The sequence below is a fragment of the Streptomyces sp. 35G-GA-8 genome (genome assembly GCF_023534745.1).
Lineage (GTDB): Bacteria > Actinomycetota > Actinomycetes > Streptomycetales > Streptomycetaceae > Streptomyces.
In genome coordinates this window covers 440,085-461,325 of the sequence record NZ_JAMHJQ010000005.1, presented here as the reverse complement: position 1 = coordinate 461,325, position 21,241 = coordinate 440,085, and the positions used below count along the sequence as shown (strand labels likewise).

General features: G+C 71.9%; 15 protein-coding genes. 12 read left to right on the top strand and 3 right to left on the bottom strand.

Going from position 1 to position 21,241, the window contains the following annotated elements:
* Window positions 1-46: 46 nt before the first annotated feature.
* The 5 genes from M1203_RS13575 (at window position 47) to M1203_RS13555 (ending at window position 5,951) form a co-directional block, all read left to right on the top strand.
* Entirely contained in the window at window positions 47-1,000 is a 954-nt protein-coding gene (locus tag M1203_RS13575) for a LysR family transcriptional regulator (RefSeq protein ID WP_249949885.1), read from the top strand.
* A 102-nt stretch (window positions 1,001-1,102) separates the two neighbouring features.
* Window positions 1,103-2,266: an NAD-dependent formate dehydrogenase gene (locus tag M1203_RS13570; RefSeq protein ID WP_249949884.1), complete on the top strand. Its 1,164-nt coding sequence runs from the start codon at window positions 1,103-1,105 to the stop codon at window positions 2,264-2,266.
* Between the two features lie 201 nt (window positions 2,267-2,467).
* Window positions 2,468-4,399, top strand: a complete 1,932-nt coding sequence (locus M1203_RS13565) for an NAD(P)-binding protein (protein ID WP_249950042.1) — start codon at window positions 2,468-2,470, stop codon at window positions 4,397-4,399.
* 89 nt (window positions 4,400-4,488) lie between these two features.
* Window positions 4,489-4,689, top strand: coding sequence for a hypothetical protein (locus tag M1203_RS13560; protein ID WP_249949883.1), 201 nt, complete (start codon window positions 4,489-4,491; stop codon window positions 4,687-4,689).
* A gap of 227 nt (window positions 4,690-4,916) precedes the next feature.
* Complete coding sequence (locus M1203_RS13555; protein WP_249949882.1) at window positions 4,917-5,951, top strand: phosphatidylinositol-specific phospholipase C domain-containing protein; 1,035 nt, start codon at window positions 4,917-4,919, stop codon at window positions 5,949-5,951.
* 134 nt (window positions 5,952-6,085) lie between these two features.
* Here the strand turns inward: M1203_RS13555 and M1203_RS13550 are convergent, their stop codons facing one another.
* A complete protein-coding gene (locus M1203_RS13550) occupies window positions 6,086-7,639 on the bottom strand; it encodes an ATP-dependent DNA ligase (RefSeq protein WP_249949881.1) in 1,554 nt (517 codons plus the stop codon).
* Window positions 7,640-7,890: 251 nt separating this feature from the next.
* On the opposite strand from M1203_RS13550, the gene M1203_RS13540 reads away from it, so the two are divergent.
* Window positions 7,891-10,215, top strand: coding sequence for a serine/threonine-protein kinase (locus tag M1203_RS13540; RefSeq protein ID WP_249949880.1), 2,325 nt, complete (start codon window positions 7,891-7,893; stop codon window positions 10,213-10,215).
* A gap of 23 nt (window positions 10,216-10,238) precedes the next feature.
* Here the strand turns inward: M1203_RS13540 and M1203_RS13535 are convergent, their stop codons facing one another.
* Entirely contained in the window at window positions 10,239-12,137 is a 1,899-nt protein-coding gene (locus tag M1203_RS13535) for a serine hydrolase (protein WP_374402872.1), read from the bottom strand.
* Between the two features lie 158 nt (window positions 12,138-12,295).
* Between M1203_RS13535 and M1203_RS13530 the strand changes: the two genes are divergently transcribed.
* Both M1203_RS13530 and M1203_RS13525 read left to right on the top strand, forming a co-directional pair.
* Entirely contained in the window at window positions 12,296-13,402 is a 1,107-nt protein-coding gene (locus M1203_RS13530) for a calcium:proton antiporter (protein WP_249949879.1), read from the top strand.
* Between the two features lie 89 nt (window positions 13,403-13,491).
* Window positions 13,492-15,030: a fatty acyl-CoA synthetase gene (locus M1203_RS13525; protein WP_249949878.1), complete on the top strand. Its 1,539-nt coding sequence runs from the start codon at window positions 13,492-13,494 to the stop codon at window positions 15,028-15,030.
* 65 nt (window positions 15,031-15,095) lie between these two features.
* Here M1203_RS13525 and paaK read toward each other — a convergent pair whose 3' ends face one another.
* The gene (paaK, locus tag M1203_RS13520; RefSeq protein ID WP_249949877.1) at window positions 15,096-16,382 is read right to left on the bottom strand and encodes a phenylacetate--CoA ligase PaaK; all 1,287 of its coding nucleotides are present in this window, start codon (window positions 16,380-16,382) and stop codon (window positions 15,096-15,098) included.
* 236 nt (window positions 16,383-16,618) lie between these two features.
* On the opposite strand from paaK, the gene M1203_RS13515 reads away from it, so the two are divergent.
* The 4 genes from M1203_RS13515 (at window position 16,619) to M1203_RS13500 (ending at window position 21,211) form a co-directional block, all read left to right on the top strand.
* Window positions 16,619-16,861 (top strand): DUF397 domain-containing protein, encoded by a 243-nt coding sequence (locus tag M1203_RS13515; RefSeq protein WP_129767557.1) that lies wholly within the window; start codon window positions 16,619-16,621, stop codon window positions 16,859-16,861.
* An 89-nt stretch (window positions 16,862-16,950) separates the two neighbouring features.
* A complete protein-coding gene (locus tag M1203_RS13510) occupies window positions 16,951-17,451 on the top strand; it encodes a hypothetical protein (RefSeq protein WP_030353882.1) in 501 nt (166 codons plus the stop codon).
* 155 nt (window positions 17,452-17,606) lie between these two features.
* The gene (locus M1203_RS13505; RefSeq protein WP_374402932.1) at window positions 17,607-19,925 is read left to right on the top strand and encodes a glycoside hydrolase N-terminal domain-containing protein; all 2,319 of its coding nucleotides are present in this window, start codon (window positions 17,607-17,609) and stop codon (window positions 19,923-19,925) included.
* Window positions 19,926-20,101: 176 nt separating this feature from the next.
* Complete coding sequence (locus M1203_RS13500) at window positions 20,102-21,211, top strand: chemotaxis protein (protein WP_249949875.1); 1,110 nt, start codon at window positions 20,102-20,104, stop codon at window positions 21,209-21,211.
* The last annotated feature ends 30 nt before the right edge of the window (window positions 21,212-21,241 follow it).

Below are 21,241 nucleotides of genomic sequence, written 5' to 3'. Positions count from 1 at the left end.
GTCGGACTGACAGGGTGAGTACGCGGACCGAGCAGGGGAGCGAGCGATGTTGCTGCGTCAGCTGGAGTATCTGGTGGCCCTCGCCAGGGAACGGCACTTCGCCCGTGCCGCCGCGGCCTGCTATGTGTCGCAGCCCTCGCTGTCCGCCGCGATCCGCAAACTGGAACACGAACTGGACGTGCCCATCGTGCGGCGTGGCCGCCGTTTCGAGGGGCTGACCCCCGAGGGCGAACGGGTGCTGCTCTGGGCACACCGGATCCTGGCCGAGCGCGACGCCCTGGGCCATGAGCTCTCCGCGATGCGCGACGGTCTGGCCGGCACCCTGCGGCTGGGGGCCATTCCCACCGCGCTGACCGCCGCCTCCTTGCTCACCACCCCCTTCGTGGAGCGCCATCCCCGGACCCGGGTCTCGCTCGACTCCCTCTCCTCCCGCGAGATAGCCCAGCGGCTGGCCGCGTTCGAGCTGGACATCGCGCTGACCTATCTGGACGACGACAGCCTGGGGCTCGTCCGCAGGAGCCCGCTGTACGAGGAGCGCTATCTGCTGCTCACCCCGCTCGACGGACCGATGGCCGGCCGCCCGGCCGCCCGCTGGGCGGAGATCGCCGAGCTGCCGCTCTGTCTGCTCTCCCCGCAGATGCGCAACCGCCGCATCATGGACGAGTACTTCGCCGCCGAAGGCGTGAGTGCCGTGACCCCGGCCATCGAGACGGACTCCGTCGCCGCTCTGTACGCGCATCTCACGGCCGGCCACTGGTCGAGCGTCATCTCCCATGCCTGGCTGCATATGTTCGGCGTGCCCGACGGGATGCGGGTGATCCCGCTGGAACACCCGGCGCACGGCCCGCGCGTGGGCCTGGTCATCGCCGACCGCAGCCCCGGATCCGTGCTGGCCAGAGCCCTGTTGGAGACAGCCAGGGAGGCGGGCGTACGGGAAGCGCTCGACCGGCTTCTGGACACCTATCTGTATCCGGCGGACCCGCCCGGTGATTCGGGATAGCCATCGCCTATCCCGAGATAGAAAGGTTCATTTTGACCATGACCCGGCGCCGCCACGAGGGTGGAGACATCTTCCCGCAGCAACGAATGAGGAGCCGCTGTCATGGCAAAGGTGCTGTGCGTGCTGTACGACGACCCGGTCGACGGATACCCCAAGACCTACGCCCGCGACGACCTTCCGCGTATCGACCACTACCCGGGCGGCCAGACCACGCCCACCCCGCAGGGCATCGACTTCACCCCCGGGCAGCTCCTCGGCAGTGTCTCCGGTGAGCTGGGGCTGCGTACGTTCCTGGAGTCCCGCGGCCACAGCCTCGTCGTCACCTCGGACAAGGACCGCGAGGGCTCGGTCTTCGACCAGGAGCTGGTCGACGCCGATGTGGTCATCTCGCAGCCGTTCTGGCCCGCCTATCTGACGGCGGAGCGCATCGCGAAGGCCGAGAACCTGAAGCTCGCCATCACGGCGGGCATCGGCTCGGACCATGTCGACCTCGACGCCGCCATCGCCAAGGGCGTCACCGTCGCCGAGGTCACGTACTGCAACAGCATCAGCGTCGCCGAGCATGTCGTGATGATGACGCTCTCGCTCGTACGGAACTACCTGCCCTCGCACCAGTGGGTCCTGGACGGCGGCTGGAACATCGCGGACTGCGTGGCCCGTTCGTACGACCTGGAGGGCATGCAGGTCGGCACCGTCGCCGCGGGCCGGATCGGGCTCGCCGTGCTGCGCAGGCTGGCGCCCTTCGACGTCGGGCTGCACTACACCGACCGCCACCGGCTCCCGGAGTCCGTCGAGCAGGAGCTGGGGCTCACCTGGCACGAGAGCGCCGCCGCGATGGTCCCGCACTGCGATGTGGTCACGATCAACGCGCCCCTCCACCCCGAGACGGAGGGGCTGTTCGGCGACGAACTGCTCGCCACCATGAAGCGCGGCGCCTATCTCATCAACACCGCCCGCGCGAAGATCGCCGACCGGGACGCCATCGACCGCGCGCTGCGCAGCGGCCAGCTCGCCGGTTACGCGGGCGATGTGTGGTACCCGCAGCCCGCGCCGGCCGACCACCCCTGGCGGACCATGCCGAACCACGGCATGACCCCGCACATCTCCGGCTCCTCGCTCTCCGCCCAGGCCCGCTACGCCGCGGGGACCCGGGAGATCCTGGAGTCCTGGTTCGCGGGCACCCCGCTGCGTGACGAGTATCTGATCGTCGACAACGGGGCGCTGGCGGGTGTCGGTGCCCACTCGTACTCCGTGAAGAACACCTGATCGCTCGGTGGCGAGCGCCTGATCGAAAGACCTGATCAGGCGTCATAGGTCCCCCGGACAAGGGGGATCCGACCTGGGTTCAGCCGCTCCTCGCCACGTCCCTGGCAGGGGCGGCTGTGTCGTGTCCGCTCGGATGTTCGGCACACTGGTGCCGTGTCCACACTTCCTCACCAGGTACAACAGGCCTCACCGGCGGGCCATATGGTCGTCTGCGGCGACGACACACTGGCCCACCGGCTGGCGGGCGAGCTGCGCGATGTCTACGGCGAGCGGGTCACACTCGTCATCCCGCCGGTACGCCCCTCCCGCCTCCCGCCCGCCCCGCTGGCCGGTCTGGGCAGAGCCTCCGCCTTCTTCGGACGGATGTCCGCGGCCATGGCCCGTACGGCGGCGACGCTCCCGGACCCGGCCGGGGAAGGGCCCAGGAGACCGGACGGCACGCGCATCCTGGAGGCGGCGGAGCTCGACGAGGATGTCCTCGTGGACGCCGGAGTCGAGGAGGCGGCGGCCCTCGCCCTCGTCCATGACGACGACGAGATCAATATCCGGGTCGCGCTCGCGGCCCGCAGGCTCAACCCCCATCTGCGGCTGGTCATCCGGCTCTACAACCGCAAGCTCGGCCAGCATCTGGAGGAACTGCTCGACCAGGCCGCCGCCGTCGCCGTCCCCGGTCTCGACCGGGCGGCGCTGGACGCCACCACCACCGTCCTCTCGGACGCCGACACCGCGGCCCCCGCGCTGGCCGCCACCGCCGTCGCGGGGACCAGCAAGGTCGTACGGGCCGACGGCCTGCTGCTGCGAGCCGTGGAGCGTAACCCGCCGGGACCCGGCGAGATCGCCGACCCGGGGCTGTGCACCCTCGCCCTGCTCTCCGCCACCACCAACGACCCGGCGGGCGCGGAGGGTTCGGACAACAGCGGCCAGGACGGCCCGCGACTGCTGCCCGACGACGCGAGCGCCGCCGCCGCCACCGGACGCGGCACGGTCGTACTGGAAGCCGTCTCGCACGCCGCTCCCGATCTGCCGCCGCGCCGGCTCGCGGGCCGCGGCGCCCCGCTCGCCTCACTGTTCTCCCGCCGGCTGCGCTGGTCCTTCGCCGGGATCATCGCCGCCGTACTCGCCCTCGCGGTCGTCTCGTCGCTGGTCACCGGAGCCCATCCGCTGGGCGCGATGTATCTGACGCTGCTCGATCTCTTCGCCATCGGCGATCCCGCCGTCGGCGAGCCCGCGCCCCGGCAGGTCATGCAGCTCCTCGCCATGGTCACCGGAATCCTGCTGCTGCCTGTCGTACTCGCGGCGGTCCTGGAGGCGCTCGGCACGTTCCGTACGGCGTCGGCGCTGCGTCGGCCGCCGCGCGGTATCTCCGGTCATGTCGTGCTCCTCGGACTCGGCAAGATCGGCAGCCGGGTGCTCGTACGCCTGCGTGAGCTCGGCATCCCCGTGGTGTGCGTGGAGGAGGACCCCGACGCGCGGGGGATCGCGCTCGCGCGCGGCCTGCGCGTGCCGACCGTCCTGGGCGATGTGACCCAGGAGGGGGTGCTGGAGGCGGCCAAGATCGAGCGCGCGCACGCGCTGCTCGCCCTCACGAGCGTCGACACCACCAATCTCGAAGCCGCGCTCTACGCACGCTCCATCGCGCCCGATCTGCGGGTGGCACTGCGGCTGTACGACGACGACTTCGCGACCGCTGTCTACCGCACCCTGCGCGCGGCGCATCCCGGGGCGCTCACCCGCAGCCGCAGCGTGTCCACCCTGGCGGCCCCCGCCTTCGCCATCGCCATGATGGGCCGCCAGATCCTCGGGGCCATCCCGGTGGAGCGCAAGGTGCTGCTGATGGCCGCCATAGACGTGGCGGGTCATCCGAGGCTGGAGGGGCGCACGGTCGCGGAGGTGTTCCGGCCGGGCGCCTGGCGGGTCATCGCGCTGGACACCGCGGCGCCGGGGGACCGGGTGCCCGATCTCGCCGACACCCGGCTCGATCATGAGCAGCACCGGCCGGCCGGGCTGGTCTGGGATCTGCACCCCGGCTATGTGCTGCACCCCCGGGACCGGGTGGTGCTGGCGGCCACCCGCAGGGGGCTGGCGGAACTGCTCGGGCGGCAGTCCGCCTCCCGGCCCCGCCCGGCGGGGTGATCCACGGCCCCGGCGCCGCCGCATACCGGGGATGCGGCGGGGCCCGGCGGGCACGAGAATGGCGAACACCGGATGAACGAGGAGGCGGCATGAACGCAGAATCCACGGCGCGACCGGAGCCCGAGAGCGTGACCCCCGACCGGCTGCTGCACACCGGCGCGTACGACCAGGTCACGGCCGAAGATCTCGCGCTGGCCTCCGGCCGCGATCTCACCCCCGAGAACATCGAATGGGCCAGGCGGCGGCTGGCCGAGCGGGGTCGCGCGGCCATCGAGGAGCAGCTGCCCTAGGGCCTGCCCCAGCCGTACCGCGGCTGTCCTGGCGCGACCGCACCTCCCATCAGGCGCCTCGCGCACCGAGCGCGCTCCACCGCGACCGAGCGGCGGGGCGCGTTTCTCGCTGCCCGCTCCCGCTGATCACATCCGTAAGCTCGCGTCCTCCCGCCCGTCATGGAACTCGCCTACGCTCCCTCTCGGTTGACATGCCCAAGACATGCGCAACGGGAGGAACAAGGCATATGGCAAAGCTCCTTCGCACCACGGTGGCGGCCGGCGCCGTCGCCGTGCTCGCCTTCACCGCCACGTCCGCCGGCGCCGCCGACCCGGGCGCGCTTCCCTACCCCTCCACCACCGGGGTCGGTGTCCACAACGCGTACGAGAAGGCCACCTTCCCGTACTTCGCGGACGCGCTCGACTCCGGGGCCGGGATGCTCGAACTCGACGTATGGACCAACCTGTTCGGCGCCTCCTGGCGGGTGTCCCACAGCAATCCGCTGGGCAATGACAACAACTGCGCCAACGCCACCACGGTGAGCCAGCTGCGGACCAACGCGAAGAACCGCGATCTGGCCGGCTGTCTGACCGACATCAGGACCTGGCACGACGCCAACCGGAACCACCGGCCCATCGTCATCAAGATCGAGATGAAGGACGGCTTCCAGGGGCAGGGCGGCCGTGGCCCCGCCGCCCTGGACGCGCTGCTCAACAGCAAGCTCGGCGACGCGCTCTTCCGCCCCGCCGACCTGGTGGGCGACCGCGCCGACCTCGACCAGGCGGCCCAGGCGGGCGCCTGGCCGTCGCGCGCGCAGATGGCCGGCAAGTTCATCGTCGAGCTGATCCCCGGCACGGTGGAGGAGCAGAACCCCCTCGACACCCTGTGGACCGACCGTGAGTACGCCACCCATCTCCGTGACCTCAAGGCGGCGGGCCGGCTGAGCGAGGCCGCGGCCTTCCCCGCCGTCCACAAGGCCACCGCCGGAGATCCGCGCACCCGCTACACGGACGCGACGATCAGGCCCTGGTTCGTGTTCTTCGACGGCGACGCCGCCACGTACACGGCGGGCGGCATCGACACCGCGTGGTACGCGCAGCGGAACTACTTCCTGCTGATGACGGATGCCCACAACGTGCCGCCGGCCATCGACGGCACCAACCCCACCGAGCAGCAGGCCCGCGACCGGCTGAGCCTGCTGGCCCAGCGGAACGCCAGCCTGATCTCGGCTGACTGGCGCGCGCTGCCGACGGTGCTCGCGACCGTCGTTCCGCGCGGCTGAGTCCGAGGGAAGCCAGGGACCCCCGGGAACCCCCGGGGAGCCACACACGTCCCGGGGCCGGTTCCGCTCACCGGCCCCGGGACTCGCGGGTTCCGCCGTCCCCTGGGTCCTGTCCGGCCCATGGCCCTGCTTCCTCAGCCGGGCTCCGCCACCTCCCGGCCGTGCGCCGAGAGGACCGTCTCGACCGTGTCCGCCTCCGTGGCGGTCTTGTCCTCGCGGTAGCGGACCACCCGGGCGAAGCGCAGCGTCACCCCCGCCGGGTAGCGGGACGACCGCTGGAGTCCGTCGTAGGCGATCTCGACCACCAGTTCAGGGCGTACGGTCACGGTGAAGCCGTCGTCACGGACCGCCAGTTCCCGCAGCCGCTCCGTCTGCCACTCCAGCATCTGGTCCGTGAGTCCCTTGAACGTCTTGCCGAGCATCGCGAACGAACCGTCCTGGCGTCGCGCGCCCAGATGCAGGTTGGAGAGTCTGCCGGTGCGCCTGCCGTGCCCCCACTCCGCGGCCAGCACCACGAGATCCAGGGTGTGCACCGGCTTCACCTTCAGCCAGCCTGCCCCGCGCCGGCCCGCGCTGTAGGGGGTGTCGAGCGCCTTGATCACCACACCCTCATGGCCCCGGGCCAGGGTGTCGCGGAGAAAGGCCTCGGCGGCCCGCCCCTCCTCCCTGGCCGCGCCGGTGACCACGATCCGGCGTACCCGCATCGGCTCGGGAACCAGCCGCGCCAGCGCCTCGTGCCGCTCCGCGCACGACAGCTCCAGCAGATCCTCGCCCCCGGCCGCGAGGACATCGAAGAAGACGGGGGACAGCGGAACGGCCGCCGCCGCGGTCCGTACGTCCATCCGCGAGCCGACCCGGCTCGCGATCTCCTGGAACGGCCTCGGCCTGCCCTCCGCGTCCAGCGCGATGACCTCCCCGTCCAGCACGAAACGGTCGCCGGGCAGCCCCAGGGCGATCGCCGTCACCTCGGGCAGCCGGTCCGTGATGTCGTCGAGCGTGCGGGTGAAGATCCGGACCGTCGGCCCGTCGCGGTGCACCTGCACCCGGATGCCGTCCAGCTTCTCCTCGACGGCGCACTCCCCGAGCCGGCCGATCGCCTCCGCGACGCTCGCCGCGCTCTGCGCGAGCATCGGCAGTACGGGCCGCCCCACCGTCAGCAGAAACTCCTCCAGCACCCGGGGCCCCTCCGTCAGCAGCCGCTCCGCCACCTGCTGGAGGGAACCGGCCAGCATCACCGCCCGGCGTACGGCGGCGGCCCGCGCGCCCGAGGTCTCCGCCAGCGCCTCGACGGCGACGGCGTCCAGCGCGCCCTGGCGCACCTCGCCGGAGATCAGCCCCACCAGGAAGCGCTGCTCCTCCTCGGTGGCCGCGCCCAGCAGCTCCTGGACCAGCCGTCTGCGCTCGCCCTGTGCCCCACGGCCCGCCACCGCCGCGAGAGAGGTGAAGACGGCGTCGACCCGGTGCACCGTCAGCGTGGCGCGGTCCGCGGGCGGTGGCGGGTCCTTCAGCGCGTTCCAGCCGACGCCGATCTTGCCCTGCGGGAGCCGGCCCGCCAGATACGGAATGACGATGGGCACGTCCTCGGCCCCCGCCGTACGGAAGAGTCCGGCCAGCAGGGAGATCTTCCGGGAGCGCGCCGACGTCTCGGCGACCTCCCGGGAGACATGCGCGAGCGGTGCCAACAGCATGCTGCCATCGTGCAACGCCGCGCGCGGGTCCGCCCGTCCTGACGGGGGACCCGGCCGCACGCCCCGTCAGCCCGGCTCCACGACGTATGGCACGAACGTATGGCAAGAACGTACGGCCGTCGGCACATTCTCCGGGCAATGGCCCGGCTCGGCCCCGACACCCGTCCCGCCCCGTGCACACTCCGGGACGGTGCGGCCATACTGGACGGGCCGGGGAGGGCGCAGCGAGGTGACGGGGGCGACAGCACGCGATGGCGGACACCAGGCTGATCCAGGGCCGCTACCGGCTGCTCGATCTGATCGGGCGCGGGGGGATGGGCGAGGTGTGGCGGGCTCGCGACGAGTCGCTCGGCAGACAGGTCGCGGTCAAGTGCCTCAAGCCGCTGGGCCCGCAGCAGGACCAGTCCTTCACCCGGATCATGCGGGAGCGGTTCCGCAGGGAGGCGCGGGTCGCCGCCGCGCTCCAGCACCGGGGCGTCACCGTCGTCCATGACTTCGGCGAGGACAACGGAGTGCTCTATCTCGTGATGGAGCTGCTCGACGGACGCAATCTCAGCCAGCTGCTGGAGGACAACGAGCAGCATCCGCTGCCGGTGCCCCATGTCGTCGACATCGCCGAGCAGGTCGCGGACGCCCTCGCGTACACCCACGGCCAGGGCATCATCCACCGCGACCTGAAGCCCGCCAACATCATGCGGCTCGCCGACGGCACGGTGAAGATCTGCGACTTCGGCATCGCGCGGCTCGGTCATGACATCGGCTTCACCTCGCGGCTGACCGGTACCGGCATCGCGATGGGGACCCCGCACTACATGTCGCCCGAGCAGATCGGCGCCGGCCATGTCGATCACCGCAGCGACCTCTACTCGCTGGGATGCGTGCTGTACGAGATCGCCACCGGCGCCCCGCCGTTCGACCTCGGCGACGCCTGGGCGGTCCTGGTCGGCCACCGCGACACCCTCCCGGAGCCGCCGCGCAAGCACCGGTCGGAACTGCCCGAGTTCTTCGACCGGCTCGTCCTCGATCTGCTGGCCAAGACGCCGGAGGAGCGGCCCACCGACGCGGGCGACCTGCGGCGCAGGATCGGCGCGGCGCGCGGCGCCCCCGGTCCGGCGGGCACGGTCCCGGGAGGCACGGGGCTCGGGAGCACGGGCCCGCTGAGCAGCGGTCCGCAGCCGACCCCGGCCTTCCCGGCGCCGTACGGGGGTGCCACGCCCCACCACCCGGGCGGCTCGGGGCCGCCGCCGGACGCGACCCCGCTGCCGCCCTGGGCCCGGTCCATGACCACCGGCCACAAGGCGACCGGTGTCTCCGTGCTGCGGCCCACCCCGCCCGACCACACCGCGGGCCTCACCGGCGAGTGGACCCGCCCGGCCGATCCGCGCGCCACCACCGGAACGTATCCGGCCGCCGCGCGGCCCACCCCGTCCCCCGAACAGCTCGCGGTCCTCGTCAGCCGGCACAACGCCGGTCTGAGCCTCGGCCGGCTCGGCCGCTGGGAGGAGGCGGGAGAGGTGCACCGCGCGGTCGCCGCGGAACGGGAGCACGCCCTGGGCCCCGACCACCCCGACACCCTCGCCAGCCGGTACGAGGTCGGGTTCACGCTCAGCAGGACCGGGCGCACGGCGGACGCGCTGCGCGAGTTCACCCGCGTCGCGGAGGGGCGCGCCCGCGCGCTGGGCCCGGACCATCCGGAGACGCTCGCCGCCCGTCAGGAGATGGCGTTCGTACTGGGACAGCTCGGCCGGCACTTCGAGGCCCATGACGTGTTCGCCGCGGTGCTCGCCTCGCGCGAGCGCACGATGGGCCCCGACCATCCGGACACCCTGCGCTGCCGCCACAACCTGGCGTACAACCTCGGCCGTCTGGGACGCCTGGAGGACGCGTACGGGCTGGCCCACTCGGTCGCCATGGCCCGTGCCCGGGTGCTCGGCGCCGACCATCCCGACACACTGGTCAGCCAGTACGAGGTGGCCTACGCGCTGGGGCGGCTCGGCCGCTGGCCCGAGGCGCTGGGCGGCTACCGCGAGGTGGCCGCGGTCCGCGCCCGCGCGCTGGGCCCCGACCACCCCGACACACTCTCCGCGCGCTACGAGATCGGCATCAGCCTGGGCCGGCTCGGCCGCAGCGAGGAGGCGCTCGATCTGTACCGCGGGCTCGTCGCCGACCGCGCCCGTGTGCAGGGGCCGCTGCATCCGGAGACCCTGCGGGCCCGGCACGGCTTCGGGGTCAACCTGGGCCGGCTGGCCCGCTGGGACGAGGCGCTCGCGGAGGCCCGAGAGGTGTGCGAGGCCCGCGAGCGGGTCCTCGGCCCCGACCACCCCGACACCCTCGTCAGCCGCCGCGAGATCGCCGTCGGCCTGGGCTGGCTGGCCCGCTGGTCCGAGGCCCTGACCGTCTACCGCAGGGTCGCCGAGGCACGGCACCGGGTCCTGGGCGCCGTCCACCCGGACACCCTGGCGGCCAGGAACGACGAGGCGCACTGCCTGGAGCAGCTGGGACGGGGCGGCGAGGCGGTGGAGCTGTACCGCCAGGTCGCCGCCCTGCGCCAGCAGCACGGCACCAGGGGCCGCTGAGCGCCCTCCCCGGCCGCCGGGGGTCAGTCCTCCGAGGCCACCCAGCCGGCCGCCTCGATACGCGCCGCGTCCTTCCGCCGTGCCTCGTCGAAGACCGGGCGTCCGCCGTCCTCGACCCGCAGCCCGTCCACATACGCGCCCCGCCCCACATACAGCCGGTCCGTCGTGTACCGCCAGCGCAGCCGTACCTCCGTATCCCGCCAGGCCGCCAGATCAGCGGTCAGCCGGTGCCAGCCGCGTCCCGACCAGCCCGTGGCCGAGCCCGCCGGGTGCGCCAGCGGCTCCTGCCCGGGGCCCACGGTCGTGAAGGGCACCGGCCGCCACGCGCCCCCGGCGTCGGCCGACGCCTCCAGGAACAGCCCGTCCGCGTCCGGCTCGGTGTCCCACCACAGCGAACAGCGCAGCACTCCGGCGCGGGCCGTGACCGGGGGAAGCGTCAGCGTGGCCGTCGTGGCGCTCGCCATGCCGGAGAACCACGCGGTACGGCCGTGCGCGGGCCGCACGGCGACGGCCCGCGCCATCCGGTTGGCCGCCGCGACGCGCGGCGCGCTGCCGGACCGCCAGCTCCGTACGGGGTGCACCGAGTTGCCGAGCACGATCAGGAAGGAGTCGGTCGTCGGGTCGAGAACGAGACTGGTGCCCGTGAACCCGGTGTGGCCCGCCGTGCTCGGGGTGGCCATCGCGCCCATGTACCAGTGCTGGTAGAGCTCGAAGCCCAGTCCATGGGCGTCGCCGGGGAAACCGGAGTTGAAGTCGGTGAACATCAGCTCCACGGACTCGGGCCGCAGGATCCGGGCCCGGCCGTACGCGCCGCCGTTCAGCAGCGTACGGGCGAGGACCGCCAGGTCCCAGGCGCGGGAGAAGACCCCGGCGTGGCCCGCGACCCCGCCGAGGCTGTACGCGTTCTCGTCGTGCACCTCGCCCCACACCAGCCCCCGGTCGAGCCCCGACCAGGGCCGACGTGCGTCCTCGGTGGCGGCGATCGCCGGTTTCCAGGAGGCGGGCGGGTTGTAGCGCGTGCGACGCATCCCGAGCGGGGCCGTGATCTCGTCACGGAGCAGGGCGTCCAACGTGCGACCGGTGATCCGCTCCAGGATCAGCTGGAGCGAGATCAGATTGAGGTCCGAGTACAGATAGGCCGTGCCGGGCCGCGTCACCGGGGCCTCGTTCCACAACAGCTGGAGCTTGCCCTCGTACGTCGGCGCCGTATAGAGCGGGACCCAGGCGCGGAAGCCGGAGGTGTGCGTCAGCAACTGGCGCACGGTCACGTCCTCCTTGCCCGCCCGCCCGAACTCCGGGAGATACGTGGTGACGCGTTCCGCCAGCTCCAGCGCTCCGCGCTCGATCCGCTGGACGGCGAGAATCGAGGTGAACAGCTTGGAGAGGGAGGCGAGATCGAAGACCGTGTCCTCGGTCATCGCGATCCGCCGCTCGGGAGGCAGCTCCACTCCGGTGTCGGTCTTCTCGTCGTACGACGCGTAGCGCACGGCGGCGCCGAGCGGACGGTGCAGGGCGACCGTACCCCCGCGCCCGGCGAGCAGTACGGCCCCCGCGTACCAGGGGTGCGCGGGGGAGGGGCCGAGGAAGGCGGCCGCGTCGTCGACCAGCCGGTCCAGCTCACCGGGGAGGAGACCGGCCCGCTCGGCGGAGCCGTGCCGCAGAGTCGTCCGTCGCGCGCCGCCGGACCCGCCGAACCCGCCGGACCCGCCGTCCGAACCGGGTGTGGTGGCGCGGGCCGAGCCTGAGGCGAACGGGATCGGCGCCACGGCGAGCGCCCCGCCCAGGGCCAGTACCCCGCCGCCCAGCCTGCGCCGGCTCATCCCACCGGCCCGCGGCTCGCTCCGCCCGCCGCCCCGTGCGCCATCCCGCGCGCCGCCCCCCGTACCGCCCGCTCCGCGTCCGCCCGCCCGGTCCTCCGCCATGCGGCAGCCCTCCCCTGAACGTCGCTTCTCACATCCGACCCAGCCGTCAGGACCTCTTACCACACCGGAACTGACACCGCATCACGTGTGACGGGACGGGATTGCCGTACGGCGCCGCCACCGCGCGTACCACCAGTACCTCTGGCAGCGTGTGGCGCATGAGGACGAGCGCCGGCATCAGGTCACTGGTGTCCCAGTGGACCGTAGTGGTGCCACTGCTCGCGGTGGTCGCGCTGATCCTCAGCTGGGGGCGCAGCCTGCCGGGCTTCGCGGTCGCGCTCGTCGCCCTCTGTCTCGCGGGCGCCGTGCTCGCGGCCGTGCACCACGCCGAGGTCGTCGCCCACCGGGTGGGGGAGCCGTTCGGCTCACTCGTCCTCGCCGTCGCGGTCACGGTCATCGAAGTGGCGCTCATTGTCACGCTGATGATCGACGGCGGCGACAAGACCGCCTCGCTCGCCCGGGACACGGTCTTCGCCGCCGTCATGATCACCTGCAATGGCATTCTCGGCCTCTGCCTGCTGGTCGGGGCGGTGCGCAGCCGGGTCGCCGTGTTCAACGCCGAGGGCACGGGGACCGCGCTGACCACCGTCGCCACCCTGGCCACGCTCACGCTCGTGATCCCGACGTTCACCACCAGCAAGCCGGGCCCGGAGTTCTCGTCCGCGCAGCTGGGCTTCGCCGCGGTCGCCTCACTCGTGCTGTACGGGCTCTTCGTCGCCGTACAGACCGTGCGCCACCGCGACTACTTCCTCCCTGTCACCCAGGAAGGGGACGTGCGCGAGGAGGACTCGCACGCCCCGCTGCCCACCCGCCGGGCCGCCGTCCTGAGCCTGGTGATGCTGGTCGTGGCGCTGATCGCGGTGGTCGGGGACGCGAAGGCGGTGTCCTCGACCATCGAGTCGGGGGTGGAGTCGGCCGGGCTGCCGCAGGCTGTGGTCGGTGTGATCATCGCTCTGTTGGTGCTGCTGCCCGAGACCCTCGCCGCCGTGCGCGCGGCCCGCCGCGAGCGGGTGCAGACGAGCCTCAACTTGGCGCTCGGCTCCGCCATAGCGAGCATCGGTCTGACGATCCCGGCCATCGCGCTCGCCTCGATCTGGCTGAGCGGGCCGCTGGTGCTGGGGCTGGGTGCCGTCCATATGGTGCTGCTCGCGCTGACGGTGGTGGTGGGCGCCCTGACCATCGCGCCGGGCCGGGCCACCCTGCTCCAGGGCGGGGTGCATCTGGGGATCTTCGCCGCGTTCGTCTTCCTCGCCATCAGCCCGTGACCCGGAAGGCCCGTGACCCGGAAGGCCCGTGACCCGGACGGCCCCTCCGGGGGATTGACCCGCCGCGCGACCGCCCGGAGGATCGCGCCATGAACACCGAGGACCACACCGCGCCGGAGTCCGACGACCCCCTGCGGGAACTGCTCGACAGCACCGTCGACGGCGTGGTGCGCCGTACCGCGGCGCGGGTGCCCGGCCGCGTGGCCGTACGGTACGCGGACCGTACCTGGACCTACGCGGAGCTGGACGCGGCCGTCTCCACCGCCGCCGCCGAGCTGCGCGGACACGGGCTCGCGGACGGCGACCGGGTGGCGACCTACGGCCATAACTCGGACGTCTATCTGATCGCCTATCTCGCCTGCGCGCGCGCCGGGCTGGTCCACGTACCGGTCAATCAGCACCTCACCGGCGAGGACCTCGGCTATCTCGTGAAGCAGTCGGGCAGCGCGCTCGTCCTCGCGGATCCGGGCCTTGCGGAGCGGATCCCCGAGGGCGTGCCGGTCCGTGCTCTGCGCGACACCGCCGGCTCACTGCTCACCGCGCTGGCCACCCCGAGGCCCTATGAACGCGCCGGCGACCCGGGCGAGTTGTCCCAGCTGCTCTACACCTCGGGCACCACCGCGCTGCCCAAGGGCGCCATGATGACGCACCGCGCCCAGGTGCACGCGTACGCCAGCGCCATCACGGCCCTGGATCTGCGGGAGAGCGACCGGCCGGTGCACTCGCTGCCGCTCTACCACTCCGCGCAGATGCATGTCTTCCTGCTGCCGTATCTCGCGGTCGGCGCGGAGAACACCATCCTGGACGCACCGGACCCGGAGACGATCCTCGAACTCGTGGGCGCGGGCCGGGCGGACAGCCTCTTCGCGCCGCCCACCGTGTGGATCGGCCTGTCGCGGCACCCCGGGTTCACCACGCGCGATCTGACCGCGCTGCGCAAGGCGTACTACGGCGCCTCGATCATGCCGGTGCCCGTACTGGAACGGCTGCGCGCACAGCTGCCCTCGCTCGCCTTCTACAACTGCTTCGGACAGAGCGAGATCGGCCCCCTCGCCACGGTCCTCGGACCCGGCGAGCACGAGGGCCGGATGGACTCCTGCGGCAGGCCCGTACGGCACGTCGAGGCACGGGTCGTCGACGAGAGCGGCGAGGACGTGCCAGACGGCACGGCCGGCGAGGTCGTCTACCGGTCGCCACAGCTCTGCGCGGGGTACTGGGACAAGCCGGAGGAGACGGCGGAGGCCTTCCGTGACGGCTGGTTCCGCTCGGGGGATCTCGCCGTGCGGGACGCCGAGGGCTACTTCACGGTGGTGGACCGGGTGAAGGACGTCATCAACTCCGGTGGGGTGCTGGTGGCCTCCCGGCAGGTCGAGGACGCTCTCTACACCCACCCCGGCGTCGCCGAGGCCGCGGTCGTCGGGCTGCCCGACGACCGCTGGATCGAGGCCGTCACCGCCGTCGTGGTACCGCGCGGCGAGGTCACCGAGGCCGAACTCCTCGCCCACGCCCGCGAGAAGCTCGCCCGCTTCAAGGTCCCGAAGCGGATCGTGTTCATGGCGGCGCTGCCGCGCAACGCCAGCGGGAAGATCCTCAAACGTGAGCTGCGCGAGCGCCTGAGCGAGTCCTGAGGCGCCGCTCGGGACTCGCTCGGGACTCGCTCGGGGTCTGCCCGGGACCCGTTCGGGCCCCGGGCTCAGTGGGGCCTGAGGTCCACGATCCGCTTGATCTTGCCCACCGAGCGCTCCAGGGTCCCCGGATCCACGACCTCCACCGCCACCGAGACCCCGACCCCGTCCTTGACGGCCGAGGCGATCGCCCGCACCGCGTCCACGCGCTGCGCGGACGTCGCGTCCGCGCGGGCCTCGGCCCGTACCGTCAGCGCGTCCATCCGGCCCTCGCGGGTCAGCCGGAGCTGGAAGTGCGGGGCCACCCCCGGCGTACGCAGCACGATCTCCTCGATCTGGGTGGGGAAGAGGTTCACCCCGCGCAGGATCACCATGTCGTCGGACCGGCCGGTGATCTTCTCCATCCGGCGGAAGACCCGCGCCGTACCCGGCAGCAGCCGGGTGAGGTCCCGGGTCCGGTAGCGGATCACCGGCATCGCCTCCTTGGTGAGCGAGGTGAAGACCAGCTCGCCCTCCGCGCCGTCAGGCAGCACCTCCCCGGTGAACGGATCGACCACTTCCGGATAGAAGTGGTCCTCCCAGATGTGGAGACCGTCCTTGGTCTCCACACACTCCTGGGCGACCCCCGGGCCCATCACCTCCGACAGCCCGTAGATGTCGACGGCGTCGATCGCGAACCGCTCCTCGATCTCGCGCCGCATCTCCTCCGTCCAGGGCTCGGCGCCGAAGATGCCCACCCGGAGAGAGGTCGTACGGGGGTCCACGCCCTGCCGCTCGAACTCATCGAGCAGCGTCAGCATGTACGAGGGCGTCACCATGATGATCTCGGGGCGGAAGTCCTGGATCAGCTGGACCTGGCGGGCCGTCATGCCCCCGGACGCGGGGATCACCGTGCAGCCGAGCCGCTCCGCGCCGTAGTGCGCGCCGAGTCCGCCGGTGAAGAGCCCGTAGCCGTACGCCACATGGACCTTGTGCCCGGGGCGCCCGCCGGCCGCCCGGATCGAGCGGGCCACCACATCGGCCCAGATGTCCAGATCCCGCTGGGTGTACCCGACGACGGTCGGCCGGCCCGTGGTGCCGCTGGAGGCGTGGACGCGCCGTACCTCCGACTGATCCACGGCGAACATCCCGAACGGATAGTTGTCCCGCAGATCGGTCTTGGCGGTGAACGGGAAGCGCGCCAGATCGGCGAGCGTACGGCAGTCCTCGGGGCGCAGCCCCGCGCGGTCGAAGGCCGTCCGGTAGTGGCCGACGTTCGCGTAGGCGTGGCGCAGTGTGGCGCGCAGCCGTTCCAGTTGCAGTACGGCCAGCTCCTCGCGGCTGAGCTGTTCCGCCGCGTCCAGCAGAGGTGTCATCGGCGCTCTCCCGGTCCCTCGGACAGTGCGGTCGTCCGATCGACCGATCATTCGGTTGATCGTCCCGGGATCAGTAATTCAGGAGTGCCGACGAGCGTCAAGAGCCGTGACGCGGCCCACGCGGCGATTCCCGGACCAACTCGTCCAGCCCCGTTCCGGCCTCGCACCGCGGCCTGTCCGGGACCGGCGCCGGTCGATAGGGTGGCTCCGGGACGACGCAGCGGGAGGAGCAGGACGTGGCTGAGAGCACCACCACCCATAAGCCGCTTTCGGGCTGGGACAAGCCGGAACTCGATCTGAGCAACGCGGACTGGCAGTCGAGCAGCCGGGGTACGGGTGACGTCCAGATCGCTTTCGTCGAGGGGTTCATCGCCATGCGCAACAGCGGCCGGCCGGAGAGCCCGTCGCTGATCTTCAGCCCCGCCGAGTGGCGGGCCTTCGTGATCAACGCGCGCGACGGGGAGTTCGACCTCACCTGACGGACGTGCCGTGGTTCCGCCCGGCGTCCGGCTGACAGAGCGTGGGCGGCCGGCTCCGGTGAAGTGGCGCGAACCCGTACCATGGTGGGATGTCCTTTCTCCGCCGCCGCAGCGCCGCCACACCCGCGGGCCCGGACTTCGATGTCCTGGCCATGGACCCGGGTGACTGGCCCGGCAATCTGGGGGCGGGGCTGCTGCCCGCGCCCGATGGCAGCTGCCAGGGTGTCTTCCTCAGGTACGACCTGTTCGGTGGCCGCGGGCCCGCGATGATCATCGGGAATCTGCCCGCGGGGTCACCCGCCCGCGAGCTGGCCGACGGGCAGATTCCGTTCGAGGTGGCCCAGCTGCTGCTGGCGTTGGAGAACGAGGAGCCGGTCGAGGTGACCGGCGCCGAGGACATCCCGGTGATGCAGGGGGACAACCTCCTGATCGTGCGTCGCCTCAAGCTCTCGGAAAGCCGGATCTCCTGCGTGCAGTTCGACCGCAGCGACGATGTGCTGGTGACCATCGCCAGCTGGGACCGGCCGATCACGGACGACCTCTACGCGCTGCTGAAGCCGCTGCCCGCGGAGCTGTTCCAGCAGGGCTGAGCCGGGAGCCGGGCGCTCCCGCACGGTAGGGATCAGGGGTCGGTATCCGGCCGGGTCCGCACCGGCGGGAGCGAATTTGTCATGTCCCTTGCCATATCAGTCATCGGACTTTTACCGTGCCTGCCATGACCCCTGGGATGAGCCGCAGAACCACGATCAAGTCCGCGCTTGGGGTAACGGGCGCACTGACGCTGGGTGTTCCGGCGATATCCGGAGCCACAGCCGCCGTTAACCCCTCCGATGAATTGACACTCAGGTATCAGACACCCGCCGCCGACTGGGAGCGCGAGTCGCTGCCCATCGGCAGTGGTGCGCTCGGCGCGAGCGTGTTCGGCACCCTCGCCACCGAACGCCTCACCCTGAACGAGAAGACCCTGTGGACCGGCGGCCCCGGCGCCGCCGGATACGACCACGGCAACTGGACCCAGCCCCGGCCCGGTGTGCTCGCCTCCGTGCAGCAGCGCCTCGACACCGAGGGCAAGCTCACCCCGGAAGCCGTTGTCGCCGAACTCGGCCAGCCGAAGCACGGCTTCGGCGCCTACCAGGTACTGGGCGATCTGGAACTGGCCGTACCGGACGCCCCCTCGGCCCCCGACGGCTCCTACCGCCGTACCCTCGACCTCGCGTCCGCGCTCGCCGCCGTCACCTACACCCACCAAGGCGTCGCGTACACCAGGGAGTTCTTCGCCTCCCACCCCGGCAAGGTCATCGTCGGCCGGTTCTCGGCCGATCAGCCGGGAAAGATCGGTTTCACCCTGCGCTACACCTCGCCGCGCGCCGACTTCACCGCCACGGCGAGCGGCGACCGGCTCACCGTCAAAGGCGCGCTCCAGGACAACGGGATGCGGTTCGAGACCCAGATCCGGGTACGGACCAACGGCGGCCGGGTCAGCGCGGGAGCGAACGGCACCCTGACCGTCACCGGCGCCAACAGCGCCTGGTTCGTCCTCGCCGCCGGTACGGACTACGCCGACACCTATCCGCGCTACCGGGGCGCCGATCCGCACCGCGCCGTCACCGGCGCGGTCGACGCGGCGGCCGCCCGCACATACGACGCCCTGCGCACCGACCATATGAACGACCATGGCGCGCTCTTCGGCCGGGTCTCGCTCGACATCGGCCAGCAACTCCCCGACCTGCCCACCAGCCAACTGCTGGCGCAGTACACAGGCGGCGCGAGCGCCGCCGACCGGGCGCTCGAAGCGCTGTTCTTCCAGTACGGCCGCTATCTGCTCATCGCCTCCTCGCGGGCCGGCTCCCTGCCCGCGAACCTCCAGGGCGTGTGGAACAACGTCACCAACCCGCCCTGGTCGGCGGACTACCACGTCAATATCAACCTCCAGATGAACTACTGGCTCGCCGAGGTCACCAACCTCGCCGAGACCACCACGCCCTACGACCGCTACGTCGAGGCGATGCGCGCGCCCGGCCGGGTCAGCGCGCGGGAGATCTTCGGCTCGGCCGGCTGGGTCGTACAGAACGAGACCAACCCGTTCGGCTTCACCGGCGTGCACAACTGGGCCACCTCGTTCTGGTTCCCGGAGGCCGCGGCCTGGCTCACCCAGCAGCTCTACGACCACTACCGGTTCAACGGCTCCACCGACTATCTGCGCTCCACCGCCTACCCGGTGATGAAGGAGGCCGCGGAGTTCTGGCTCGCCAATCTCCGCACCGACCCGCGCGACGGCAAGCTCGTCGTCACGCCCAGCTACTCACCGGAGCACGGGGACTTCACGGCGGGCGCCGCGATGTCCCAGCAGATCGTGCACGATCTGTTCACCAACACCCTGGAGGCCGCCAGAACCCTGGGGGACACACCCGGCTTCCGAACCCGGCTGGAGACCGCACTGCGCGACCTCGACCCGGGGCTCCGTATCGGCTCCTGGGGCCAGCTCCAGGAGTGGAAGACCGACGTCGACAGCCGCACCGACGACCACCGCCATGTCTCGCATCTCTTCGCACTCCACCCGGGCCGGCAGATCGTCGCGGGCAGCACATGGGCGGAGGCGGCGAAGGTGTCGCTGACCGCGCGGGGCGACGGCGGGACCGGCTGGAGCAAGGCATGGAAGATCAACTTCTGGGCGCGGCTGCGGGACGGCGACCACGCCCACAAGATGCTCTCGGAGCAGCTCAAGAGCTCCACCCTGCCCAATCTCTGGGACACCCATCCGCCCTTCCAGATCGACGGAAACTTCGGCGCGACGTCGGGCGTCGCCGAGATGCTGGTGCAGAGCCAGCACGGCCCGATCGAGATTCTGCCCGCCCTGCCGGCCTCCTGGCCGAACGGCCGGGTGACGGGGCTGCGGGCGCGCGGCGGCGCCACCCTCGACATCAGCTGGAGCGGCGGCAGGGCGAGCCGGATCACGCTGCGCGCGAGCCGTACGAGGGACCTGACCCTGCGCAGCACCCTGCTGCCGGGCGGTGAGCGCACCTTCCGGGCGACCGCGGGAAGAACCTACGAGTTCACCCCGTAGGTCCCCGACCGCTCGGTCCGGGCCCCATCCGCCACACGGCCGATGGGGCCCTTCGTGCCGAGTGGACCGCCCCTCCTGCGGAACCGGGCGGAATCGCGCAAGATGGGAGGCACGACGGGGGGCCGGCAGGCGCCTGTCCGCCCGCCCGCCGGACCTTCATCGAGCGAAGGGACAGCATGGACAGCAATGGTCTGAACCCCGACGTCCTGCGGGAACTGCGCGCGCTGCGCCCCTATCCGGCCGTGTCCCTGACGATGCCCACCCACCGCCGCGAGCACCATCACGAGCAGGACGCGGTACGGCTGCGCAATCTCCTCGCCGAGGCGGGACGTCGGCTGGAGGCCGAACCGGATCTGGACAAGCGGTCCCGCGCGGCCGTCAAAGGACAGCTCGACAAGGCCGTCGCCGAGGTCGATCTGCGTCATCTGCTCGACGGACTGCTGCTGCTCGCCGACTCCGGGGAGTTCCGGGTCTGGTATCTGCCGCGCGAGGTGCCCGAGCGCGTCGTGCTCTCCGACACGTATCTGACCAGGAACCTCGTGGCCGCCACCGCGCAGTCGCGGCCGTACTGGGTGCTGGCGATCGCCGCCGACCGCGCGACGCTCTGGAGCGGATCCGGTGAATCCCTGCGCGAGCACCGCGAGAACGGGTTTCCCATGACGCCGCCGGAGGAGACCTGGGACGTCGAACGCGAGGAACGGATCGGCGACACCCCGAGCACGTTCACCGACGAGGAGACCCGCCGCTTCCTGCGGTCCGTCGACGAGGCCATGGGCGCCGTGCTCGCGCGCCGGCCCCGGCCGCTCCTCCTGGTCGGCCTCGCCCCCGCGCTCGCCCTGCTGGACGAGGCGGGCAACGCCACCCGCACGGCGGTCGGACGGCTGGTCAAGGGTGGTCTGACGGACGGTCCGGCCCCCGTCCTGCGGAGGGAACTGGCGCCCGTGGTCGAGGAGTACGCGGACCGGCGGATGGCCGAGGTACTGACCCGGCTGGACGACGCCAAGGGCCGGCGCACCTTCGCCGCCGGACTCGACGAGGTCTGGGAGTCGGTACGCGAGAAGCGGGCCGATCTGGTCGCGCTCGAAGAGCACTACCGCCGTACGGTCCGCGTCAGCGACGGCCATCTGATTCCGGTCGACTACGAGTCCGTCGCGGCCCCCGACGTACGCGAGGACATCGTCGACGAACTCGTCGAAGCCGCTCTGGACGGCGGCGCCGAGGTCGTGTTCCTCCCGGACGACGCGCTCGCCGCCCACGACCGGATCGCCGCCGTCCTGCGCTACTGACGGGACGCCACGCCCCGGACCCCGCGCACC

Bases quoted from the DNA above. Each gene is read 5' to 3' on its own strand.
- M1203_RS13575 (WP_249949885.1), top strand. From the start codon at position 47: ATGTTGCTGCGTCAGCTGGAGTATCTGGTGGCCCTCGCCAGGGAACGG.
- M1203_RS13570 (WP_249949884.1), top strand. From the start codon at position 1,103: ATGGCAAAGGTGCTGTGCGTGCTGTACGACGACCCGGTCGACGGATAC.
- M1203_RS13565 (WP_249950042.1), top strand. From the start codon at position 2,468: ATGGTCGTCTGCGGCGACGACACACTGGCCCACCGGCTGGCGGGCGAG.
- M1203_RS13560 (WP_249949883.1), top strand. From the start codon at position 4,489: ATGAACGCAGAATCCACGGCGCGACCGGAGCCCGAGAGCGTGACCCCC.
- M1203_RS13555 (WP_249949882.1), top strand. From the start codon at position 4,917: ATGGCAAAGCTCCTTCGCACCACGGTGGCGGCCGGCGCCGTCGCCGTG.
- M1203_RS13550 (WP_249949881.1), bottom strand. From the start codon at position 7,639: ATGCTGTTGGCACCGCTCGCGCATGTCTCCCGGGAGGTCGCCGAGACG.
- M1203_RS13540 (WP_249949880.1), top strand. From the start codon at position 7,891: ATGGCGGACACCAGGCTGATCCAGGGCCGCTACCGGCTGCTCGATCTG.
- M1203_RS13535 (WP_374402872.1), bottom strand. From the start codon at position 12,137: ATGGCGGAGGACCGGGCGGGCGGACGCGGAGCGGGCGGTACGGGGGGC.
- M1203_RS13530 (WP_249949879.1), top strand. From the start codon at position 12,296: ATGAGGACGAGCGCCGGCATCAGGTCACTGGTGTCCCAGTGGACCGTA.
- M1203_RS13525 (WP_249949878.1), top strand. From the start codon at position 13,492: ATGAACACCGAGGACCACACCGCGCCGGAGTCCGACGACCCCCTGCGG.
- paaK (WP_249949877.1), bottom strand. From the start codon at position 16,382: ATGACACCTCTGCTGGACGCGGCGGAACAGCTCAGCCGCGAGGAGCTG.
- M1203_RS13510 (WP_030353882.1), top strand. From the start codon at position 16,951: ATGTCCTTTCTCCGCCGCCGCAGCGCCGCCACACCCGCGGGCCCGGAC.
- M1203_RS13500 (WP_249949875.1), top strand. From the start codon at position 20,102: ATGGACAGCAATGGTCTGAACCCCGACGTCCTGCGGGAACTGCGCGCG.